Origin of the sequence: Enterocloster sp. OA13 (genome assembly GCF_022440595.1) — a bacterium.
Classification (GTDB): domain Bacteria; phylum Bacillota; class Clostridia; order Lachnospirales; family Lachnospiraceae; genus Enterocloster; species Enterocloster hominis.
Genome location: NZ_JAKNTF010000001.1, coordinates 2160282 through 2179446, shown reverse-complemented (window position 1 = coordinate 2179446; position 19165 = coordinate 2160282). Strand labels below are relative to the sequence as shown.

Annotated in this window: 21 protein-coding genes; 20 read left to right on the top strand and 1 reads right to left on the bottom strand. The window is 47.8% G+C overall.

Annotated features, from left to right (window positions below; genetic code table 11):
• Window positions 1–57: 57 nt before the first annotated feature.
• Complete coding sequence (locus MCJ35_RS09640) at window positions 58–783, bottom strand: tRNA lysidine(34) synthetase (RefSeq protein ID WP_008725844.1); 726 nt, start codon at window positions 781–783, stop codon at window positions 58–60.
• A gap of 210 nt (window positions 784–993) precedes the next feature.
• Between MCJ35_RS09640 and MCJ35_RS09635 the strand changes: the two genes are divergently transcribed.
• The 20 genes from MCJ35_RS09635 (at window position 994) to MCJ35_RS09540 (ending at window position 19138) form a co-directional block, all read left to right on the top strand.
• Window positions 994–1251, top strand: coding sequence for an HPr family phosphocarrier protein (locus MCJ35_RS09635; RefSeq protein ID WP_008725843.1), 258 nt, complete (start codon window positions 994–996; stop codon window positions 1249–1251).
• Window positions 1252–1373: 122 nt separating this feature from the next.
• The gene (locus tag MCJ35_RS09630; RefSeq protein ID WP_025487290.1) at window positions 1374–2468 is read left to right on the top strand and encodes a DUF871 domain-containing protein; all 1095 of its coding nucleotides are present in this window, start codon (window positions 1374–1376) and stop codon (window positions 2466–2468) included.
• 24 nt (window positions 2469–2492) lie between these two features.
• Entirely contained in the window at window positions 2493–4415 is a 1923-nt protein-coding gene (locus MCJ35_RS09625) for a BglG family transcription antiterminator (protein ID WP_008725840.1), read from the top strand.
• A gap of 152 nt (window positions 4416–4567) precedes the next feature.
• Window positions 4568–4906 (top strand): PTS sugar transporter subunit IIA, encoded by a 339-nt coding sequence (locus tag MCJ35_RS09620; protein ID WP_025487291.1) that lies wholly within the window; start codon window positions 4568–4570, stop codon window positions 4904–4906.
• Between the two features lie 58 nt (window positions 4907–4964).
• Window positions 4965–5285 (top strand): PTS sugar transporter subunit IIB, encoded by a 321-nt coding sequence (locus MCJ35_RS09615; protein WP_007864812.1) that lies wholly within the window; start codon window positions 4965–4967, stop codon window positions 5283–5285.
• Between the two features lie 56 nt (window positions 5286–5341).
• A complete protein-coding gene (gene celB / locus MCJ35_RS09610) occupies window positions 5342–6673 on the top strand; it encodes a PTS cellobiose transporter subunit IIC (RefSeq protein ID WP_008725833.1) in 1332 nt (443 codons plus the stop codon).
• Window positions 6674–6787: 114 nt separating this feature from the next.
• Entirely contained in the window at window positions 6788–7312 is a 525-nt protein-coding gene (locus MCJ35_RS09605) for a GrdB-related putative oxidoreductase (RefSeq protein ID WP_025487292.1), read from the top strand.
• 25 nt (window positions 7313–7337) lie between these two features.
• Window positions 7338–8294, top strand: coding sequence for a glycosylasparaginase (locus MCJ35_RS09600; RefSeq protein WP_227794836.1), 957 nt, complete (start codon window positions 7338–7340; stop codon window positions 8292–8294).
• A 102-nt stretch (window positions 8295–8396) separates the two neighbouring features.
• Window positions 8397–9467 (top strand): Sapep family Mn(2+)-dependent dipeptidase, encoded by a 1071-nt coding sequence (locus MCJ35_RS09595; protein ID WP_488473317.1) that lies wholly within the window; start codon window positions 8397–8399, stop codon window positions 9465–9467.
• A gap of 59 nt (window positions 9468–9526) precedes the next feature.
• On the top strand, window positions 9527–10282 hold the full coding sequence (locus MCJ35_RS09590; protein WP_025487294.1) for a copper homeostasis protein CutC: 756 nt from the start codon (window positions 9527–9529) through the stop codon (window positions 10280–10282).
• The gene (locus MCJ35_RS09585) at window positions 10279–11151 is read left to right on the top strand and encodes a YitT family protein (RefSeq protein ID WP_025487295.1); all 873 of its coding nucleotides are present in this window, start codon (window positions 10279–10281) and stop codon (window positions 11149–11151) included. Before MCJ35_RS09590 ends, MCJ35_RS09585 begins: the two co-directional genes overlap by 4 nt.
• A 171-nt stretch (window positions 11152–11322) precedes the next feature.
• Window positions 11323–11958 carry a CatB-related O-acetyltransferase gene (locus MCJ35_RS09580; RefSeq protein WP_353656115.1) on the top strand — a complete coding sequence of 212 codons (636 nt, stop codon included), beginning with the start codon at window positions 11323–11325 and terminating at the stop codon, window positions 11956–11958.
• A 501-nt stretch (window positions 11959–12459) separates the two neighbouring features.
• A complete protein-coding gene (gene ybiA, locus MCJ35_RS09575; RefSeq protein ID WP_025487297.1) occupies window positions 12460–13023 on the top strand; it encodes a riboflavin biosynthesis intermediates N-glycosidase in 564 nt (187 codons plus the stop codon).
• A gap of 5 nt (window positions 13024–13028) precedes the next feature.
• A complete protein-coding gene (locus MCJ35_RS09570; RefSeq protein WP_155858529.1) occupies window positions 13029–13949 on the top strand; it encodes an NUDIX hydrolase in 921 nt (306 codons plus the stop codon).
• A 2-nt stretch (window positions 13950–13951) separates the two neighbouring features.
• Window positions 13952–14809 carry a TIGR02452 family protein gene (locus MCJ35_RS09565; protein ID WP_025487299.1) on the top strand — a complete coding sequence of 286 codons (858 nt, stop codon included), beginning with the start codon at window positions 13952–13954 and terminating at the stop codon, window positions 14807–14809.
• Between the two features lie 132 nt (window positions 14810–14941).
• Complete coding sequence (locus MCJ35_RS09560; protein ID WP_155858530.1) at window positions 14942–15439, top strand: hypothetical protein; 498 nt, start codon at window positions 14942–14944, stop codon at window positions 15437–15439.
• 308 nt (window positions 15440–15747) lie between these two features.
• On the top strand, window positions 15748–15945 hold the full coding sequence (locus tag MCJ35_RS09555) for a hypothetical protein (RefSeq protein WP_150825035.1): 198 nt from the start codon (window positions 15748–15750) through the stop codon (window positions 15943–15945).
• A gap of 326 nt (window positions 15946–16271) precedes the next feature.
• A complete protein-coding gene (locus tag MCJ35_RS09550; protein ID WP_240299458.1) occupies window positions 16272–17579 on the top strand; it encodes a sensor histidine kinase in 1308 nt (435 codons plus the stop codon).
• A 2-nt stretch (window positions 17580–17581) separates the two neighbouring features.
• Entirely contained in the window at window positions 17582–18286 is a 705-nt protein-coding gene (locus tag MCJ35_RS09545) for a LytR/AlgR family response regulator transcription factor (RefSeq protein WP_008725805.1), read from the top strand.
• Window positions 18287–18379: 93 nt separating this feature from the next.
• Complete coding sequence (locus tag MCJ35_RS09540) at window positions 18380–19138, top strand: hypothetical protein (RefSeq protein WP_025487303.1); 759 nt, start codon at window positions 18380–18382, stop codon at window positions 19136–19138.
• Window positions 19139–19165 lie beyond the last annotated feature (27 nt).

Here is a 19165-nt window from a genome sequence, read left to right as displayed (position 1 = left end):
AAACCGTATATCCCGATATGATCCAGGGATGAATGATTATAAAAATGGCCTCAGGCGTTACTTAACCGCCTGGGGCCATCCCTTTATATTCCCATCCAGGATTGCATGGAACATACAGTCCTTCAGATGGGGATTATCCTTCTGAAGCTCTTTAATCAGATCCTTAATGTACTGTCTCTTGGTATATCCGTCCATTGGACATGGATTCTTGCACACGGGCAGCTGATATTTATTCTTGAATCCAACGATATCCGCCTCTGTCACAAACAGGAAGGGGCGTATGACCGTCAGGTCCATGCGGTCCAGATAGGTATAAGGTGAGAACGAATAGAACCTTCCCTCATAAAACAGGGACATCAGCATGGTTTCAATCACATCATCCCTGTGATGGGCATAGGCTATCTTATTACATCCCAGTTCCTTTACCTTTTCATTCAGCGCGCCCTTACGCATCTTGGCGCAGAGGGAGCAGGGATTGGATTCTTTGCGGATATCAAATAAAACCTTGCCAATCTCAGTGGGGATTACCGTATAGGGCACGCCAAACTCCCCGCACAGCTCCCTGACCGGTTCCAGGTCCATGTTCCCTAATCCCAGATCCACCGTAACCGCACACAGTTCATACTTCCTGGGATAAAACCGCTGCAGATGATGCAGCGCATACAGCAGCGCCAGGCTGTCCTTCCCCCCGGACACCCCCACTGCAATCCTGTCCCCGTCCTCAATCAAATCATACTTATCTAGCGCCTGTCTCGTCAGGCTTAATAGTCTCTGAAGTTTCATCCTGTCATTTTTCCTTCCAACTGTTTTCTTTCCAGACAATTCCGTAATTCCGCATATACTAACCCCTCTATTCTACATACATACCCGTCATCTTGTCAAGAAATCCTATTCCAATCATTGTAGGGTGATTCCACCCCATCCCATAAACCCTTGTGCACTTTCCCCAACTATGTTAAAATGAGGGGAGGAAAAACAAAGGATGATGATAAGATGATTACTTACAAATATGTTATTTCAGACAGACAGGGCCTCCATGCAACCAATGCCATGAGCCTGTGCCGCGCGGCTTCCGGTTATGAAAGCAGCATTTACCTGAAAAGCGGAACAAAGACAGCTGACTGTAAGAATGTGCTGTCCCTCATGAGCCTGGGCGCACGCCAGGGCGAGAGCCTGGAACTGCAGGTGGAAGGACCGGACGAGGGACAGGCAGCCGGATTCCTACAGGGCCTGCTTCGCACAATTTTATGATTTCCTAGCTGTTAGGAAATATATTTACCTCTCTTTTTTCTGGTAATTGGTTATATTATATATAGCATACCAGATAGAACAGGACTGGGAAACAGTCTTATTAAGAAAGAGGGGTATTTATTATGGCAAGATTAGGTATTTCCGTTTATCCGGAGCATTCTACTGCCCAGCGCGACCAGGAATATATAAGGAAGGCAGGAAGCCTTGGATACAAGCGTGTCTTTACCTGCCTGCTGAGCGTGGGGGATAAGAGCAGGGAAGAAGTGGTAGGAGAGTTTTGCCAGCTGGCAGACACGGCCCATGGGTGCGGCATGGAAATCATCCCGGATGTAAGCCCGGCCGTATTTTCCAGGATGGGGATTTCCTATGAGGATCTGTCCATTTTTAAAGAGATGCACGTGGACGGCATCCGTCTGGACGAGGGCTTTGACGGCATGAAGGAAAGCCTGATGACCTATAATCCACAGGGGCTTAAGATAGAACTGAATGCCAGCACACAGTTAGTCTATGTGGAGAATATCATGGACCATCACCCGGACCGGTCCAAACTTGTTACCTGCCATAACTTTTATCCGCAGCAGTATACGGGCCTGAGCCTGGAGCATTTTAACAAATGCAACGTGAAGATGAAGTCCATGCACCTGCCGGTGGCTGCATTCATATCCAGCAACAACCAGGGAACCTACGGCCCATGGCCGGTTAACGAAGGCCTCTGCACCCTTGAGATGCATCGTGGCCTGCCCATGGACTTCCAGGCGCGCCACCTTTTTGCCACAGGAATGGTGGATGATGTGCTGGTGGCCAATGCCTATGCTTCCGACGAGGAGCTGGAGGCCTGTGCGGCCGTGAACCCAAGCATACTGACCTTTGGGCTGGTCCTTGAGAAGGAACTGACTGAAACAGAGCAGAAAATCCTGGATTATGGACCAAGGCACGTGGTACGGGGCGATATGAGCGAGTACATGATCCGGTCCACATGGCCAAGGGTTACCTTTGCAGATGAACCGGTTCCCGCTGCCAACACACGTGACTTAAAGCGCGGGGACGTGGTAATCTTAAATGACGGGTACCTGAAGTACAAAGGTGAACTGCACATTGTCCTTAAGGATATGCCCAATGACGGACGCAAGAACGTCATCGGACATCTGCCGGAGTACGAGCATGTGCTGTTAAATTATGTAGAACCGTGGAAGGTATTCGCCTTCTGCAAAGCATAAGCAAAAGAGATAAGGAGTCTAACCATGCAGAACGTGAGACAGGAACAGCTTCTTGCCATACTTTCAGAAAGAGGGGACTGGATGACCAGCAGGCAGCTGGCCGGCCTCCTTGGAGTATCAGACAGGACCATCCGCTCTGATGTGGAGGCTATCAACAAACGGATAACCCCGGCGCCCATTGAATCCAATGTGCGCCAGGGTTATCGTGTTATGGAGGACGCCAGGACAAGTATTCCTGCGCCGGAGAAAAAGAACCTTGGGCCGGAGGTCCCCCAGACCCCGGGGGGCCGGTGTATATACATTATACAGAAGCTTTTGTTTGAGACCAGGGAGCTGAACCTGGTCTCTCTTCAGGATCAGATTTTTGTCAGCGGTTATTCCATTGACAATGATCTCAAGCGCATACGCAGGATGCTGGAGCCTTACACCAACCTGAAACTGGTACGCAACAGGGAATGTATTTCCCTAAAAGGGGATGAGGCCAGCAAACGGCGTTTTTACAGGGACCTGCTTGTGGCTGAGGTACAGGAGAATTTCCTCAACATGAACCTGCTTGCGGGCCTTTATAAAAGCTTTGACCTGATTGCGGTCAAGGATATCTTTGTGGATGTGCTGGAGGAATATGATTACTCCATCCACGAGTCCATGTTCCCCATGGTCATCCTTCACGCAGGCACAAGCATTGAGCGGATGAACTGCGCCAATTATGTGAATATGGATAACGGCTCCCAGGGCCTTGAGGATACCATTGAATACCAGATCTCCATGACCTTTTTCGACCGTATCTCAAAACGCCTCCACATCGAGGTCCATGACGGCGAGGTGGGGATGTTCGCCCTGGTCATCATGGGCAAGCGGGCCTCCAACTATACAAGTGATTTTGTGAATTTTGAAGGGAAATGGCTGAACACGAAAAAGCTGGTTGCCGAAGCCCTGGATGGGATCTATTCCCTGTTCGGACTGGATTTCCGGGAGGACGGGGACCTGATTGCCGGGCTTAAGATGCACATCCACGGCCTCATAGACCGCGTCAAGGCCAAAGCCCATATGCAGGATGTATTCGTGGAGGAAATCAAGCGCAAATACCCTCTGGTGTTCGATATGGGCATCTATGTGGTGGAGCTTCTGGAGGAAAAACTGGAGGCTTCCATATCCGAGGTGGAATCCTGTTACATTGCCCTCCATCTGGGCGCTGCCAGCGAGCGCATCAACAGTGTCAGGAAGTACAGGACCATCATGATCATCCCCCATAACCAGACATTTTCCGATATGTGTGTGAAGAAGATATCGGAAATGTTCCGTGAGAGGGTGGAGGTGGTTGGGATTTTCCGCTATTTCGAGGAGGAGACGGTTTCCTCCCTGGACCCGGATCTGATACTGACCACATTTCCCCTGGAACACAAGCTGGATGTGCCGACGGTCCCAATCAACCTGTTTGTGGATTCAGAGACAGAGTCAGGCATCCTCCAGGCGGTCAATAAGCTGGACAAGAAACAGTTCCAGCTGGAATTCACCTCCCATATCGGCAGCCTGATACGCAAGGAGCATTTCCATGAAAACGTGACCCTTGGGACGCCGGAGGAAATCATACGCCTGCTGTGCCGCGGCCTTGAAAAGGAAGGCATCGTGGAGCCGGACTTCAAGGATATCGTACTTAAAAGGGAGCAGATGTCGCCCACCTCCTTTGTGAATGCATTTGCGATTCCCCATGCCTTCGGGGCCTTTGCCAGCCATTCCACCATTGCGGTGGCCCAGCTGAAAAGCCCGGTCCGCTGGGGGAACTTCGATGTGGGCCTGGTCATGCTCTTTGCCATCAACGAAGGGGATGAGCGGATGATTAAGATTTTCTTTGACTGGGTCAGCAATGTGGTGAACCGGCCTGAGGAGCTGGCAAAATTAGTGTCGTCCTGCACCTATGAGGAATTTATTGACAGGATAATGGGTTGAATTTCCTAACAGCTAGGAAATCCGATTAATGAAAAAAACTGAATAAAGGCCTTATAATAAAGGCAACTTAATAAGAGATGCAGCAAACAGACGGTTTTGTTGCATTTTCTCATTTACGATTTTAAGCAAAACAGCAAACAGGAGGTAGCATTATGGTAGAGGGATTAGAGATGACATGCTTTCAGATCATTTCCAATGTAGGCGCTGCGCGTTCCAGCTACATTGAAGGAATCCAGAAAGCAAAGACAGGGGATTTTGACGGGGCAAGAAAATGCATCGAGGAAGGACAGAAGCTGTTCTTAGTCGGGCATGAGGCACACTTTGAGCTGATTCAAAAGGAAGCACAGGGCGTTGAGGTAGGCGGCTCCCTTATCCTGGTACACGCGGAAGACCAGCTGATGAGCGCGGAAAGTTTTAAGATCATTGCCGAGGAAATGATTGCCAGCTATGAGCGTATCATTGAACTGGAAAAGAAGCTGGAAAATAAATAATCATTAAAAATAAAAAAACAACCATAATAAAGAATGAGGACATAAGGAGGATTTTATAATGAAACGTGTATATTTATTCTGTAGCGCAGGTATGTCAACCAGTATGCTGGCAAGCAAGATGCAGGGTGTTGCCAACTCCCATGACCTTCCCATCGAAGTAGAGGCATTTCCGGACGGCAAGATTGGTCAGATCATCGATGAGAAGCACCCGGATGTCATCCTGTTAGGGCCCCAGGTTAAATACCGCTATGCTGAGATTGTTGAAAAGTACGGCAGCACAGGTATCCCGATTCAGGTAATTGACCAGACCGACTATGGTATGATGAACGGCGAAAAAGTCCTCAAATCAGCCATCAAGCTGATGAAGTCAGCGAAATAAAGTACCATCCGGCGCCAAGGCGCACAATAAAAATATCTGATATGGGGGAATAGAAAATGTTAAGTAAGTTAGAGTCCGTACTCATGCCGCTGGCAGAGAAAATCGGTAAGAATAAGTATCTGATAGCTGTCCGTGACGGTTTCCTTTTATCCATGCCACTGTTGATTGTAGGTTCCTTCTTCCTGCTGATTGCCAACTTCCCGATTCCGGGATGGAGCAATTTCTGGGCAAGGTTCTTTGGTGAGAACTGGACCTCCTACTTCTCCAAGCCAACAGACGCCACCTTCACCATCATGGCAATCCTGGCCGTTATCGGCATCGGTTATTCCTTTGCAGAGCAGATGGACGTGGATAAACTGTTCGGCGCCGCAATCGCCATGGTATGCTGGTTCCTGATCATGCCGTATGAGATCATATCCGGCGACACAACCGTAACCGGCATCCCCCTGGGATGGGTTGGTTCCAAGGGAATCTTCGTCGGTATCATCGTGGCGTTCCTGTCCGTGCATATCTATGCATGGGTGAATAAAAAGGGATGGGTCATCAAGATGCCTGACGGCGTGCCGCCCACCGTATCCAAATCCTTCTCAGCCCTGATTCCCGCAGGCGTGGCAGTGCTGGTGTTCTTTGTGATCAACATCGTATTTGCCATGACTCCATATAGGGATGCATTTACCTTTATCTTCACCATCCTTCAGACACCGCTGTTAAAGCTGGGCAACACGCTTCCGGCCATGGTAATCGCTTATATATTCCTGCACTTCTTCTGGTTCTTCGGGGTAAATGGCGGTTCCGTCGTGGGCGCGGTGTTCAACCCAATCCTGCAGACACTGTCCGCCGACAACCTGGCTGCATTCCAGGCCGGCCAGGCGCTGCCAAACATCATCTCACAGCAGTTCCAGGACCTGTTTGCCACCTTCGGCGGCTGCGGTTCCACCTTGTCACTGTTAATTGCCATGCTGTTATTCTGCCATTCCAAACGTATTAAGGAACTTGGCAAGCTGGCATTGATTCCAGGCGTGTTCGGTATCAATGAACCTATCGTATTCGGCCTTCCCATCGTGCTGAACCCGATGATCCTGATTCCATTCATGCTGGTGCCCACCATCAACATTGTTATTTCCTATGTATGCATGAGCATCGGCCTGGTTCCCCTGTGTTCCGGCGTTGCGATTCCATGGACCATGCCGGTCGTGCTTTCCGGTTTCCTGGCAACAGGGTGGCAGGGCGCCGTGCTCCAGCTGCTGCTCCTGATCCTGGGCGTGTTCATCTACATGCCATTCATCAAGATGATGGATAAGCAGTATCTGGCGGACGAAGCCAAGGCCGCTGACAGCAAGGACGACGACGACATCGACTTCGATGACCTTTCCTTTGATGACCTGTAGGACGCAGTCCTTCATGAATGATAAATGAATGTAACAAGTAAACCTGTGACTCCATTAACATGCCGGGCCTGTACCTTTTGTGCAGGCCCGTTATAAAAACAAGAGGTGTATGATATGAAGATAATTATGATATATGACCAGATTCAGTCAGGACTTGGCACAAAGGACGATACCATGGTTCCCCTTACAGGAAAAAAGGAGCCTATCGGTCCCGCGGTCATGATGGAACCCTTCTTAAAACAGGTGGATGGGCACGTGGCAGCATGCCTGTGCTGCGGCAACGGGACCTATCTCGCAGACCCGGAGGAAGTAAGCCGCAAGCTCTGCGCCATGGTTAAGAAGCTTCAGCCGGATGTGGTCATGTGCGGACCGGCCTTTAACTATGCGGACTATGCAGCCATGTGCGCAAAGGTTGCCTGTGATATCAACGCAACCACCGATGCAAAGGCATTTGCAGCCATGTCCGTGGAAAATGCGGAGACAATCGCGGCCTACAAGGATAAGGTAGCCATTGTGGAAACCCCGAAGAAGGGCGGAATGGGATTGAACGACGCCCTTAAGAACATGTGCACCATGGCCAAGGCACTGGCTGACGGAGAAGACATAACCGGACTTAAGAATACATTCTGTTTTAAATAATTCATTGGATGAGGAGGAATCTGCCATGTGGGGAATGATTGCAACCTGGCGTATGGCCGTGGAAGGGATTACAAAGGGTTCTGAGCTTTTAAAGGCAGGAAAGGACGCGGGGGATGCCATTGAGACAGCCATCCGTGAGGTGGAGGATTTTCCATACTACAAATCCGTGGGATACGGCGGACTTCCAAATGAAGAGATGGAAGTGGAGATGGACGCCGCGTTCATGGACGGGGATACGCTGGATATCGGGGCTGTTGCGGCCATTAAGGATTTTGCCAACCCGGTTTCCATTGCAAGGCGCTTGAGCCATGAAAAGGTCAACAGCCTGCTGGTGGCCGAGGGCGCTGAGAAGTTTGCACATAAGGAAGGATTTGAGCGCAAGAACATGCTGACGGACCGGGCCAAGGCACATTACCGCAAGCGGGTGAAGGAAGTGGCTGCCCAGGAAATCAAACCTTACTCCGGTCATGACACGGTTGGCATGGCATGCCTGGACATGACAGGTAAAATGACTGCCGCCACATCCACCAGCGGGCTTTTCATGAAGAAAAAGGGACGGGTGGGTGATTCGCCTATCTCAGGTTCCGGTTTTTATGCGGACAGCAAGCGCGGCGCCGCCAGCGCCACCGGGCTGGGTGAGGATTTGATGAAAGGGTGCATTTCCTATGAAATCGTAAGACTCATGGGGGAGGGCATGCATCCCCAGGAGGCATGTGAGACAGCCGTGAATAAGCTGGACGCGGAGCTGAAGGAGAGAAGGGGCCAGGCCGGGGACCTTTCCCTGATAGCCATGAACCCAAAGGGTGAATGGGGCGTTGCCACCAACATTGAAGGGTTTTCCTTCGCAGTTGTCACGGAAAACCAGGAACCCACGGTTTATCTGGTAACCCGGGGAGAGGACGGACACTGTACCTTTGAGGTTGCTTCAGAGGAGTGGATGGAAAACTACATGAAGACGCGTATGGCGCCTATCGAGGAATGATTCATGGGCTTAAATAGGGACTTTGATATGGGTTCGGATATAGGTTTAGATATGGGTTTAGATCAGCGTATCATAGAGGCCGTGGACAGTTTAAAGGATGAGATGATTGACAGCATCCTTGAGCTGGTGCGGATTGACAGCGTGGAGGGGGCCGGGTCAGAGGACGCCCCGTTCGGCCCGGGCGTGAAGCAGGCTCTTTTAAGCGCGCTGGATATCAGCGGACGCCTTGGTTTTGACACGGTGAATCTTGACAACTACATCGGCTATGCCCAGTATGGCAGGGGAGAAGACGGATACGTCTGCGCCATCGGGCATGTGGATGTGGTGCCGGTGGGGGAGGGATGGAAACAGCCGCCCTTTAGCGGATATATGGAGAACGGGGTCATTTACAGCAGGGGAGTATTGGACAATAAAGGGCCTGTGCTGGCCTGTCTTTACGGGCTGGCGGCCCTTAAGAAGCTGGGCCTTAGGTTAAGGCGCCCAGTCAGAATCATCTTTGGCTGTGACGAAGAAACAGGCTTTGAGGATCTGAACTATTATCTCACAAAGGAGAAGCCCCCTGTATATGGGTTTACACCGGATTGTAAGTATCCGGTGGTGTACAGTGAGAGAGGACGGACCGTTGTGCGGATCCTTGGGGATAAAGAAAAGCTGGAACCATTTTTTGAATTTGTGAACCAGTATTTTATCGGGGCCAGGAATACAGGCGACCGTCTGGGGATTGACTTTTTCCATGAGGAATACGGGACCATGGAGATGCGGGGATATAAACTGGGATGCGTGGACGGAATGGTCAGTTTTGACGTGACCCTAAGCTATCCGGGCGGATTCTCCATCCAGCAGATTATGGATAAGGTTCAGGGGAAGGCTTTGGAATCAGGGCTTCGTGCAGAGCTGGTCATGAATTATGACCCGGTCATATTTGAAAAGGACAGCCCCATGGTAAAGGCGCTTCAGGAAAGCTATGAGATTGTAACGGGACAGGACGGGACGCCGGTTACCACCACAGGAGGGACCTATGCCAAGGGGATGCCGGGAATCGTGCCCTTTGGGCCAAGTTTTCCGGGACAGAAGGGGATTGGACATAATCCCAATGAATGGATGACAGTGGAGGACCTGATGACAAACGCACGGATATATGCTTTGGCTTTGTACCGGCTGGGGCAGCTGTAGCAGACAGCGGGGAACGGCTGGCGGCCAGGCCTGTGAATCAGATATGGAGGAATGGAACTATGTTGGAAATATGCTGCGGCAGCTACTATGATGCGGTCCAGGCCGCGTCCGGGGGCGCCAAAAGGATAGAGTTAAACAGCGGGCTGCATCTGGGCGGGCTTACCCCTTCCCTGGGCACCCTTGAGCTTGTGAAGGAACACTGCGGTATCAGGACAGTGGCAATGGTCCGTCCCAGGGGCGGCGGCTTCTGTTACTGCAAGGAGGATTTTGAGGTGATGGAGATGGATACCAGGATCCTGGTCAGCCATGGCGCGGACGGAATTGCCTTTGGCTGCCTGAACCCGGATGCCACCATTAACCGTGAGCAGAATGAAAGGCTGGTTTCCATCATCCATGAATATGGGAAGGAAGCCGTATTCCACCGGGCATTTGACTGCACGGACAATCCTTACAGGTCCATGGAAATCCTGATTGACATGGGGGTTGACCGGGTGCTGACCAGCGGACTGAAGGCCAAGGCAGTAGAAGGCACGGCTCTTTTAAAGGAACTTCAGGCCATGTATGGGGACAGGATTGAGATTCTGGCAGGAAGCGGCATTAACGCCGGTAATGCCAGGAAGCTGATGGATGACACCGGCCTTACCCAGGTGCACAGTTCCTGCAAGGACTGGGTGGAGGACCCAACCACCATTGTAAACAGCGTTTCCTATGCCTTTGGGGCTGCTCCCAATGAACGTGCTTATGATGTGGTCTCAGAGGAGCAGGTGCGCAAACTTCTCATAAGTATTGGGGAAGCAGGGGAGACAGGGCTATGATTGCCAAATACAAGAAGAATATCATGGTGCGCAGGCTCATAACCATTGCAGCGGTCATCGCCTCCGCACTGCTCCAGACCTATGTGATCCAGGCATTCATCCGGCCAGCCAACCTATTATCCAGCGGTTTCACGGGCGTGGCAATCCTGATTGACAGGATTGCCTCTTTATATGGACATAATATCTCCACGTCCCTGGGAATGCTGGTCCTCAACATACCGGTGGCCATCCTGTGCAGTAAAAGCATCAGCATGCGTTTTACCTTTTATTCCATGCTGCAGGTATTCCTTGCCAGCTTTTTCCTGAAGGTGTTCCATTTCCAGCCGCTGTTCAATGATGTGCTTCTGGATGTGGTGTTCGGCGGCTTCCTGTACGGCATTGCCATCGCCATCGCGCTGCGCGGAAATGCCTCCACAGGCGGCACTGACTTCATTGCGCTGTATGTGTCCAATAAGACCGGGAAATCCATATGGGAATATGTGTTTGCAGGCAACTGTGTCATCCTTTGTATTTTCGGATATATGTTCGGATGGCTTTATGCTGGGTACTCCATCTTATTCCAGTTTGTTTCCACCAAGGCCATATCTGCCTTCCACCACAGGTATGAGCGGGTCACGCTGCAGATTACCACCACCAATGCAGAGGACGTGATTAAGGCTTACGTGAAAGCGTACAGGCATGGGATATCCTGCGTGGACGCCATGGGTGGCTACAGCCACAGGAAAATGTACCTGCTGCACACAGTGGTTTCCTCCTATGAGGTGAATGATATCGTCCATTTGATGCGGGAACAGGATCCGCATGTGATTGTGAACATGATTAAGACGGAGAATTTTTATGGCGGGTTTTATCAGGCGCCCATTGAATGAGGTTGCCTGGATGTCTGGATATTTTTTTATTTGGTATTCCATTCCTTCTTTTGTTCCTGTAATATATTTGATATAAGACAGAAAAGGAGGCGGGTTGTATGAAACTCTGCATTGCATTAACTGGAATAGTCCCAAAACAATAATTGATGAATCAGGAGGATTATAATGACTATTCCAGACAGCAGCAGGATTTATCCCAGAACGGGAGATACGCAGATTGTATATTTGAAGAATGTAATTGGGAATCCCAATATTGAAATAGGGGAATTTACCATTTATAACGATTTTGTCCACGACCCGAGGGATTTTCAAAAAAATAATGTCCTTTACCATTATCCAATCAATAAGGACAGGCTTATCATCGGGAAATTCTGTTCCATTGCATGCGGCGCCAGATTCCTGTTCAACAGTGCGAACCACACCATGGGTTCCCTTGCCACCTATACATTCCCCTTGTTTTATGAAGAGTGGGGACATGGCATGAGGCCGGACATGGCGTGGGATAATAAGGGTGATATTGTCATTGGCAACGATGTATGGATTGGATATGAGGCTGTTATTTTAGCAGGGGTCACCATTGGCGACGGGGCCATCATCGGAACCAGGGCCGTTGTCACCAAGGATGTGCCGCCTTATACAATCGTAGGAGGCGTCCCGGCCAGGATGATACGGAAACGTTTTTCTGATGAAGATGTCAAAACATTACAGGAGATGAAGTGGTGGGACTGGCCGGTGGAGAAGATTTCATCTGCCATACCGTTCATACAGGCAGGGGATATTGATTCATTAAAGAGGCTTCATCTGTAGATAGGATGGGTTTATACCGGCAGGCAGCTGTGGATTGCAGTTGTCTGCCGGTTTTTATGATTCCGGATACATAGGATGGGAGAGTGGTCTGCATAATGGAATGTGTGAAAAATCTCTGTAAAATCAGCTTTGCCATGGCAATATGTTAACATAATATTTTTATGTAAACTTAAATGGTTTTTTTGCGTTCATTTCTGCTTTTTAGGCTTATTTAGGGTAATTATATTTTATTTCCATCCCTGTCCTACAACACTCTTAAATTCTATTACATTCTTAATCTTGTGACATTTTTTAACTATATTCACTTACATTTACTATTTCTCTTAAACCTCATTATTTTTAAATTCATTTTTTAATCCTGTCATATATACCAAATCCCCTTGACAATCAATCCACAATCATATATCATGATAGTATCAAGTTGTTATTATCAATATATTACTATCATTGCAATACGATTGATGCAAATATCCAGCATGATACCATAAGGAGGAGAGTGGCATGGTTTATTCATTGGAAGATTTGAAAAAGGCATATAACAAAGGACAACATTATAAATTCCTGTTCTTTTGGGGCCACACACCAGATTCCAGCGGGCGTATTACCGAGACCTGCCTGAGCCAGTGGTGGATGGCCCGCTTTGAAGTAGATGGGATTACATATTCCTGCGCGGAGCAGTTCATGATGGCGGAAAAGGCAAGGATGTTCCATGACCAGGAGATGCTTTCACTGATTTTGGAGGCAAAGCAGCCAAAGGCCATGAAGGCATACGGCCGGAGTGTCCGTAATTTTGATAAAGAGACATGGGACAATGCATGCTATGGCATTGTCAAACAAGCCAGCATGGCAAAGTTTTCCCAGAATCCGGAATTGTGGGAATTCCTGCGTTCCACTAAGAACAGGATATTGGTGGAGGCAAGCCCAAGGGACCGCATCTGGGGAATTGGTATGGGAAAGAGTAATCCGGATGTGCAATGCCCGGTAAAGTGGAAAGGCACGAATCTTTTGGGATTTGCCCTGACCGAGGCCAGGGATATCCTTATGGAACAGGAAAAGGAGGCATGACAGGGATGGACAGGGACACCAGGATACTTGACCGGAATGGCCTGACTGAAGCCGAGTATTTACAATCCTATGATCCAGGCCACTATGAGCGGCCCTCGATGGCTGCCGACATGGCTATTTTCACGGTTTTGGAGGAAACAGAAGATAATTACAGGAAGCTGCCTGAAAAGGAACTGGGCATACTGTTAATCCAAAGAGGGGTTCATCCCTATCTGGGTTCCTGGGCCCTGCCCGGCGGCTTTGTACGGCCGGACGAAACCACGGAACAGACAGCCAGAAGGGAACTCATGGAAGAAACCGGGCTTAACTATGTATACATGGAACAGCTGTATACCTTCAGCGACCCGGGCCGCGACCCACGCACCTGGGTCATGAGTTGTTCTTATATGGCGCTTATTGACAGTTCCAAAGTCCGGATAAAAGCAGGGGATGACGCGGATAACGCCCGCTGGTTCCACATTTCCTTCTACCTGATGGATGAACACACGGATTATCCTGTTCCCACGGACGGAGAGGAACCAAAGGTTGTCCGTATCCAGCATTATAAGCTTGAATTAACCTCGGACAACATCTGCCTTTCCTCTGTCATTGAGAAATCCATGACCAAAACAGAAAACGGCACATTTACAGAATATGAGATAACGGAAAACAATGGCCTGGCTTTTGACCATGCCAGGATCATCACCTATGCCCTGGAACGGCTCCGGGGCAAGGTTGAGTACAGCGGACTGGCCCTTCACCTTATGCCTTCTGAATTTACATTGACACAGCTGCAGCAGGTATATGAGGTGATTCTGGGGAAACGCCTTTTAAAGGCAGCTTTCCGCAGGAAAGCTGCATCCCTTGTGGAGGAGACAGATTCCTACACAGGGAATGAGGGCCATCGTCCATCCAGGCTGTACCGTAAAAAATGGAAGGAGTTTTAAGTATGGATAGAAAAGCAACTGCCAGAGAAACACTGGAAATCATGAGACGTGGAACCTACGAAATCCATGGCAGGATAATTGATATAAGGAAACAGCACAGGGCATCTGTGGACAACAGCCTTTTATTTACACCGGAACAGGCAGAGACACTGGCCGCAACATACGTCAAAGGGGAACCTTCCGGTATGTTACCTGTAATGAAGACCATGAACTGTTCTACCGTGGATGCCATCCTTAGGCTGTCAGGGGATGGGGTGGCGGATCCCGGGGTACTGAACTTTGCCAGCGCCAAGAATCCCGGAGGAGGGTTCTTAAACGGTGCCATGGCACAGGAGGAGAGCATAGCTGCTTCCAGCGGACTCTACCAGACCCTGACCAGACACCCGGAATACTATCAGAACAACCGGAACTGCCCGTCCATGATATATACCAACCATGCCATCTATTCCCCTGAAGTTGTATTTTTCCGTGATGGCCGGTTTGAACTTTTAGAGGAACCTGTGACAGCTTCCGTACTTACCCTGCCTGCTGTCAACATGGGGCAGGTGATGCAGAAGGGGGAGGATATACATAAGGCGGAAACAGCCATGTATGAACGCATGAAGGTGGCCCTGTCCCTGTTCGTGCAGATGAATCACCGTCATCTCATCCTCGGGGCTTACGGATGCGGCGTATTCCGCAATGACCCGTACAGGATAGCCAGCTGGTGGAAGGAACTGCTGACAGGATACTTTGCAGATACCTTCGATACCGTGGTGTTTGCTGTCATGGACCGCTCCAGGAAAGGGGAGTGCCTGCGGGCGTTTGAGGAGGTATTTGGCGCGGGAGAGGCAGGAACGATTGCCCGCGGAATAAATTGAAGAAGGATTCAAAAAATCCTTTCAGAAGTTTAAGCATGCCATCACGTCTATTCATGCAGAAAACAGGCTTTTCATGCAAATCCATTGAAAATACACGGAATTTATTATATTGTAAGTATTAAAAAGGGGGGAATGGTAAACGTGTATCTAATTTATGGACGGAAAAGATTCGTTATTCCATTTTTTTTAATCATATTAATAATCTTGTCAATTGGTTATGTTATTCTGAAAAACATAACTCCACAATCGCCTATGGAGTTTGCAGAATTAAAAAGAATAGCGGAAATGAATGGATATGAATGGATTGATACAAGTGAGGCGAAGGACAATTTCATCTTTCATTCCGGAGAGGTATATATAGATGATGGCATAAAGATAGAATACGCTGAAACAGACTCAACGGAACATGCCCGTATGTTAAGGGAAAACATGGAAGAAAAAATAAGGGAACAGGCAGGAGGGAAAAACTATACATTAAGTGTGGGCCGGTATTATAAATATTCAAGAAGAAATAAGGATGATACTTATGAACTGGTAATCCAGATTGATAATACTTATGTTTTTGCAAAAGTTCCATATGAACACAAAAAGACCGTACTAAGTTTTTTAAGGAAAATAAACTATGTTTAATCACTTATCCTCAACATATGAACGGAGATATCATGACGGATTGTTCCATTGGATTGTTAATCATGCTTACTGCAATCTATATATCTATTATCATAATACTTTTCAATGCATATAGCACAATTAAGGAAAAGAATATGGATGTAATACGCAGATGTATTAAGAAAACCATAGGACAGATTGATTATCTATCTACGGGTGTCTATGTTGAGTATCTTAAACGCACTCATAACAGGTATATTACAGCGCCATCCATACCACATCGTTTCACAATATATAAGTTCAGCATTGGGAATCAGGAGTGTAATGGTATGGATTCAAGGGTTCCTTATGCATTTCTTTCAGTTGGAAAGCCTGGGGACGAGGTGGATATTTACTATAACCCGAATGATATAACAGACTTTTATTGCCCCAGAGAGGATAAAAATATAAAGATCATTCCATATTTATTCATTCTAACTGCATTATTGTGTGCCGTTGTTTTATATTTTCTATATTCAATCTTCTGAGAACAAAACATTTTTCTATGGATAGTGGTTGATATTCCTCTTATTAGGGCGTGTTTGAGGAATCAAGGCTGGATATTAATTTATCCAGCCTTGATTGTTTTACCGGACAAGGAGGAAGGGCATTGGGAATCTAATTGTCGGATTTGTATTGATGTACCTATATTTTTCTTTTATTATATTGGTAGGTGCGGCGGATACTTAAAAGTACGGTGGCTGATCCTGATTGGTGATTTGAAAGAATTAACTTGGGTTTTTGCACGAATTATCTTTTTTTTGCATGAGTTGATACCCGGTTATAGTTGTATTTGGTGGAGGAACATGAGAAAATGATAGAAGTAGCCATTAATTTTGTGGAGACGGGCATCTGCTGGTATCTATTTTATCGGATTTTAGGTGGGACTGGCCGTTACCGTTACCGTCAGCTGATGGGTGGGATCTTCCTGGCATTTGTAATTACGTGGATTGATTCACTGTATTTCCACCCTGTTTTACGGTTAGCCTGTGTCACCGCACTGCAAATCCTGTATTCCTATACCTGTTTCCCGGGGCGCAGGGTAGGAAAGCTTATATGCGGCTGTTCCTATATGCTGGTTGCCCTGATATCCGAGCATATTGTATTCCGCATAACGGATCTTTTATTGCAGATCAGCATAAAACAGCTATTGAAGCCGTCTGCTGAACGCTATTATATGGTTGCATTATATCTGATCATAAGCTTCATTGTTGCCACAGGCCTTATCCAGCTGTTGAAAAATCAATCCGTCCTGCCGCGAAAGGTACAGATACTGCTTCTTGCCATGACGCTGTCTACCCTGGCCTTACTGGACCAGTTTGCCAATATCTCCATAACCGTCAGCTCCCTGGAGGTTTATGAGGATATTGCCATCATGACAGATATTGCCTACCTGTTCATTATCATCCTTACCATTACAACATTGAGTATCATGATCTGGTTTGCAAAGGTCTGTCAGGAAAGGAACCGCCTTCTGATGAAACAGCAGCGGGATGAAAACAGGATAAAGGAACTGGAAGCCGCCCAGGACGCAGTCACAGCCCTGCGCACCTGGCGCCATGATATGAAGGGCCATATACAGATGGTCACCGGGTTCCTCGAATCCGGTCATGTAGAACGGGCGCTTAGTTACATACGGGACAATTCCGGCTTTACAGAATATGCAGGTCTGCTGACCAACAGCGGCAACCCGGCCTTGGATAATGTGTTGTCCGCCGGATTCATGAAGGCAAAACGGCATGGAATCCATATTATTTATGCCATAAATGACTGCAGGGATTTCCCCATGAGTGATGCGGATATCTCATCCCTGTTTGGGAACCTGTTGGACAATGCCATTGAAGCTGTCCTGCATTTATCCAATATAAATAGCCGTTATATTGAACTAACAGTAACGCAGGTGGATAATATGTTCCGGATTGTCATCAAGAATAGCTGTGACGGTATTTACAATTTTGACGGTGAGGCATTGGAGAGCCGCAAAACAGAACCAGGACATGGAATCGGTCTGTCCCAAATCAGACAGATTGTTGAACGTGCCGATGGATTCTATCGATTAAATCCCCAAGAGACATCCTTTGAAATCATAATAGTTATACCATCACAAAGGAGGCATGGTTAGGAATGCTTTGTATGCAGATTGCAATCGTTGAAAATAATGAATCGGACAGGGAAAAGCTGGAAGAGAAGCTGCATGCCTGGGCGGCCATGAACCGGAAATGTGAACTGATTATCCGGCATTTCACGACGGGTGAGGACTTTTTAAAAGAGGACTTCAACGATTTCCATTTTATATTCATGGACATCGAACTTGATGGAAAGCTCAATGGCATTGACACGGCACAAGCTCTTAATAAGAACGGCTCCCACACCCCGCTGGCGTTTCTGACCATGCATGATATATATGTGTATGACGGTTATGGGACCAATGCCGTTGCCTTTATCCTGAAACCGGTAATGTATGAACGGATTCATGCATGTATGGATACCGCATTGGAGCGTGTTTCAAATGCCAAATACATTTATAACAGCAAAGATACCATCCTTTCCATCCCATACCGTGACATACTGTACTGTCAGGCTGCTTTGCATTATACAGCGCTGGTAACCGTGTCCGGGACCATCACACACAAAATACCATTTTATCAGATGATGGAACAGCTTCCTAAACAGTTTATCCGCTGCCACAGGACAACGTCAGTCAACATCATGCATGTAAAACAAATAAAAGGCCGGGAATTGCTGATGGGCAATTCCATCTGGCTTACCATCAGCAAGCCTTATCTGACCCAGGTACGGGATGCGTACATGGACTGGATCAGTATATGAAACATCCGAAGGGAGACTGGGGATTCAAACAAGGAAAAGCCTGCCGGGATATCTGCATCATATGGGCGGATACGGCCGGGGAAAGGAGGATACGTGGATTATAAAACAAAGTCAGCGTATATTGAAAATGAAATAACCCCCATATTGATGCCCCAGGGATTCCGTTATGAAACTTGGGAAGCGGACGGTGACGGAAACGGTTGGCAGTATGTGAGGGGAAGTCAAAAAATTGATATTTATGATAAATTTACATACGTTGATATGCGTTTCATGGTTGACTACCCAATCAGAAGAGTAGTCAGCGCAAAAAACCTGTCTACGAAAGAGCTGCATTTGTACGATTCCCGTTGGACTTTTGGTTATGACTATAAAACGCAGGATGACTTTGAAGGGATTGTGGTAGGATTTAAAGATATCATCTGTAATTATGGTATTAGAAAACTGGAGGAATTATGTAAGTCTGTCACAGATGAAACGCCCATCAGAAATATGGAATATTTTAAACAACTTGAACGTCATAGAGAACGGGCGGTACGAGATTTTTTAACTACCGGTAAAAGGAATAATCCCCGTTTGGAATTAGCAGGGTTGGAACTAAAAATCAGCCGCCTGAGTGATAATCTGTTTTGTGATGCGGTTGATGCCCTGATAGATATCGCGGCGGTCTACGGAGACTGGATCATAAGGAATTTTGGCGGGGAGTGGAAAAACAATAATGGTATTTTGGAAATCATTCATGTAGGCGAAAGAAAAGCAACGATAGTTCCTACAGATGATATCTTTCAAGCATGGTCAAAAAATGCGCCTATCGCATACGATGACATATGCGGAAAATATGGGAACAGAGGCTGAATGTCATAAGCCAACCAGCCTTGTAAT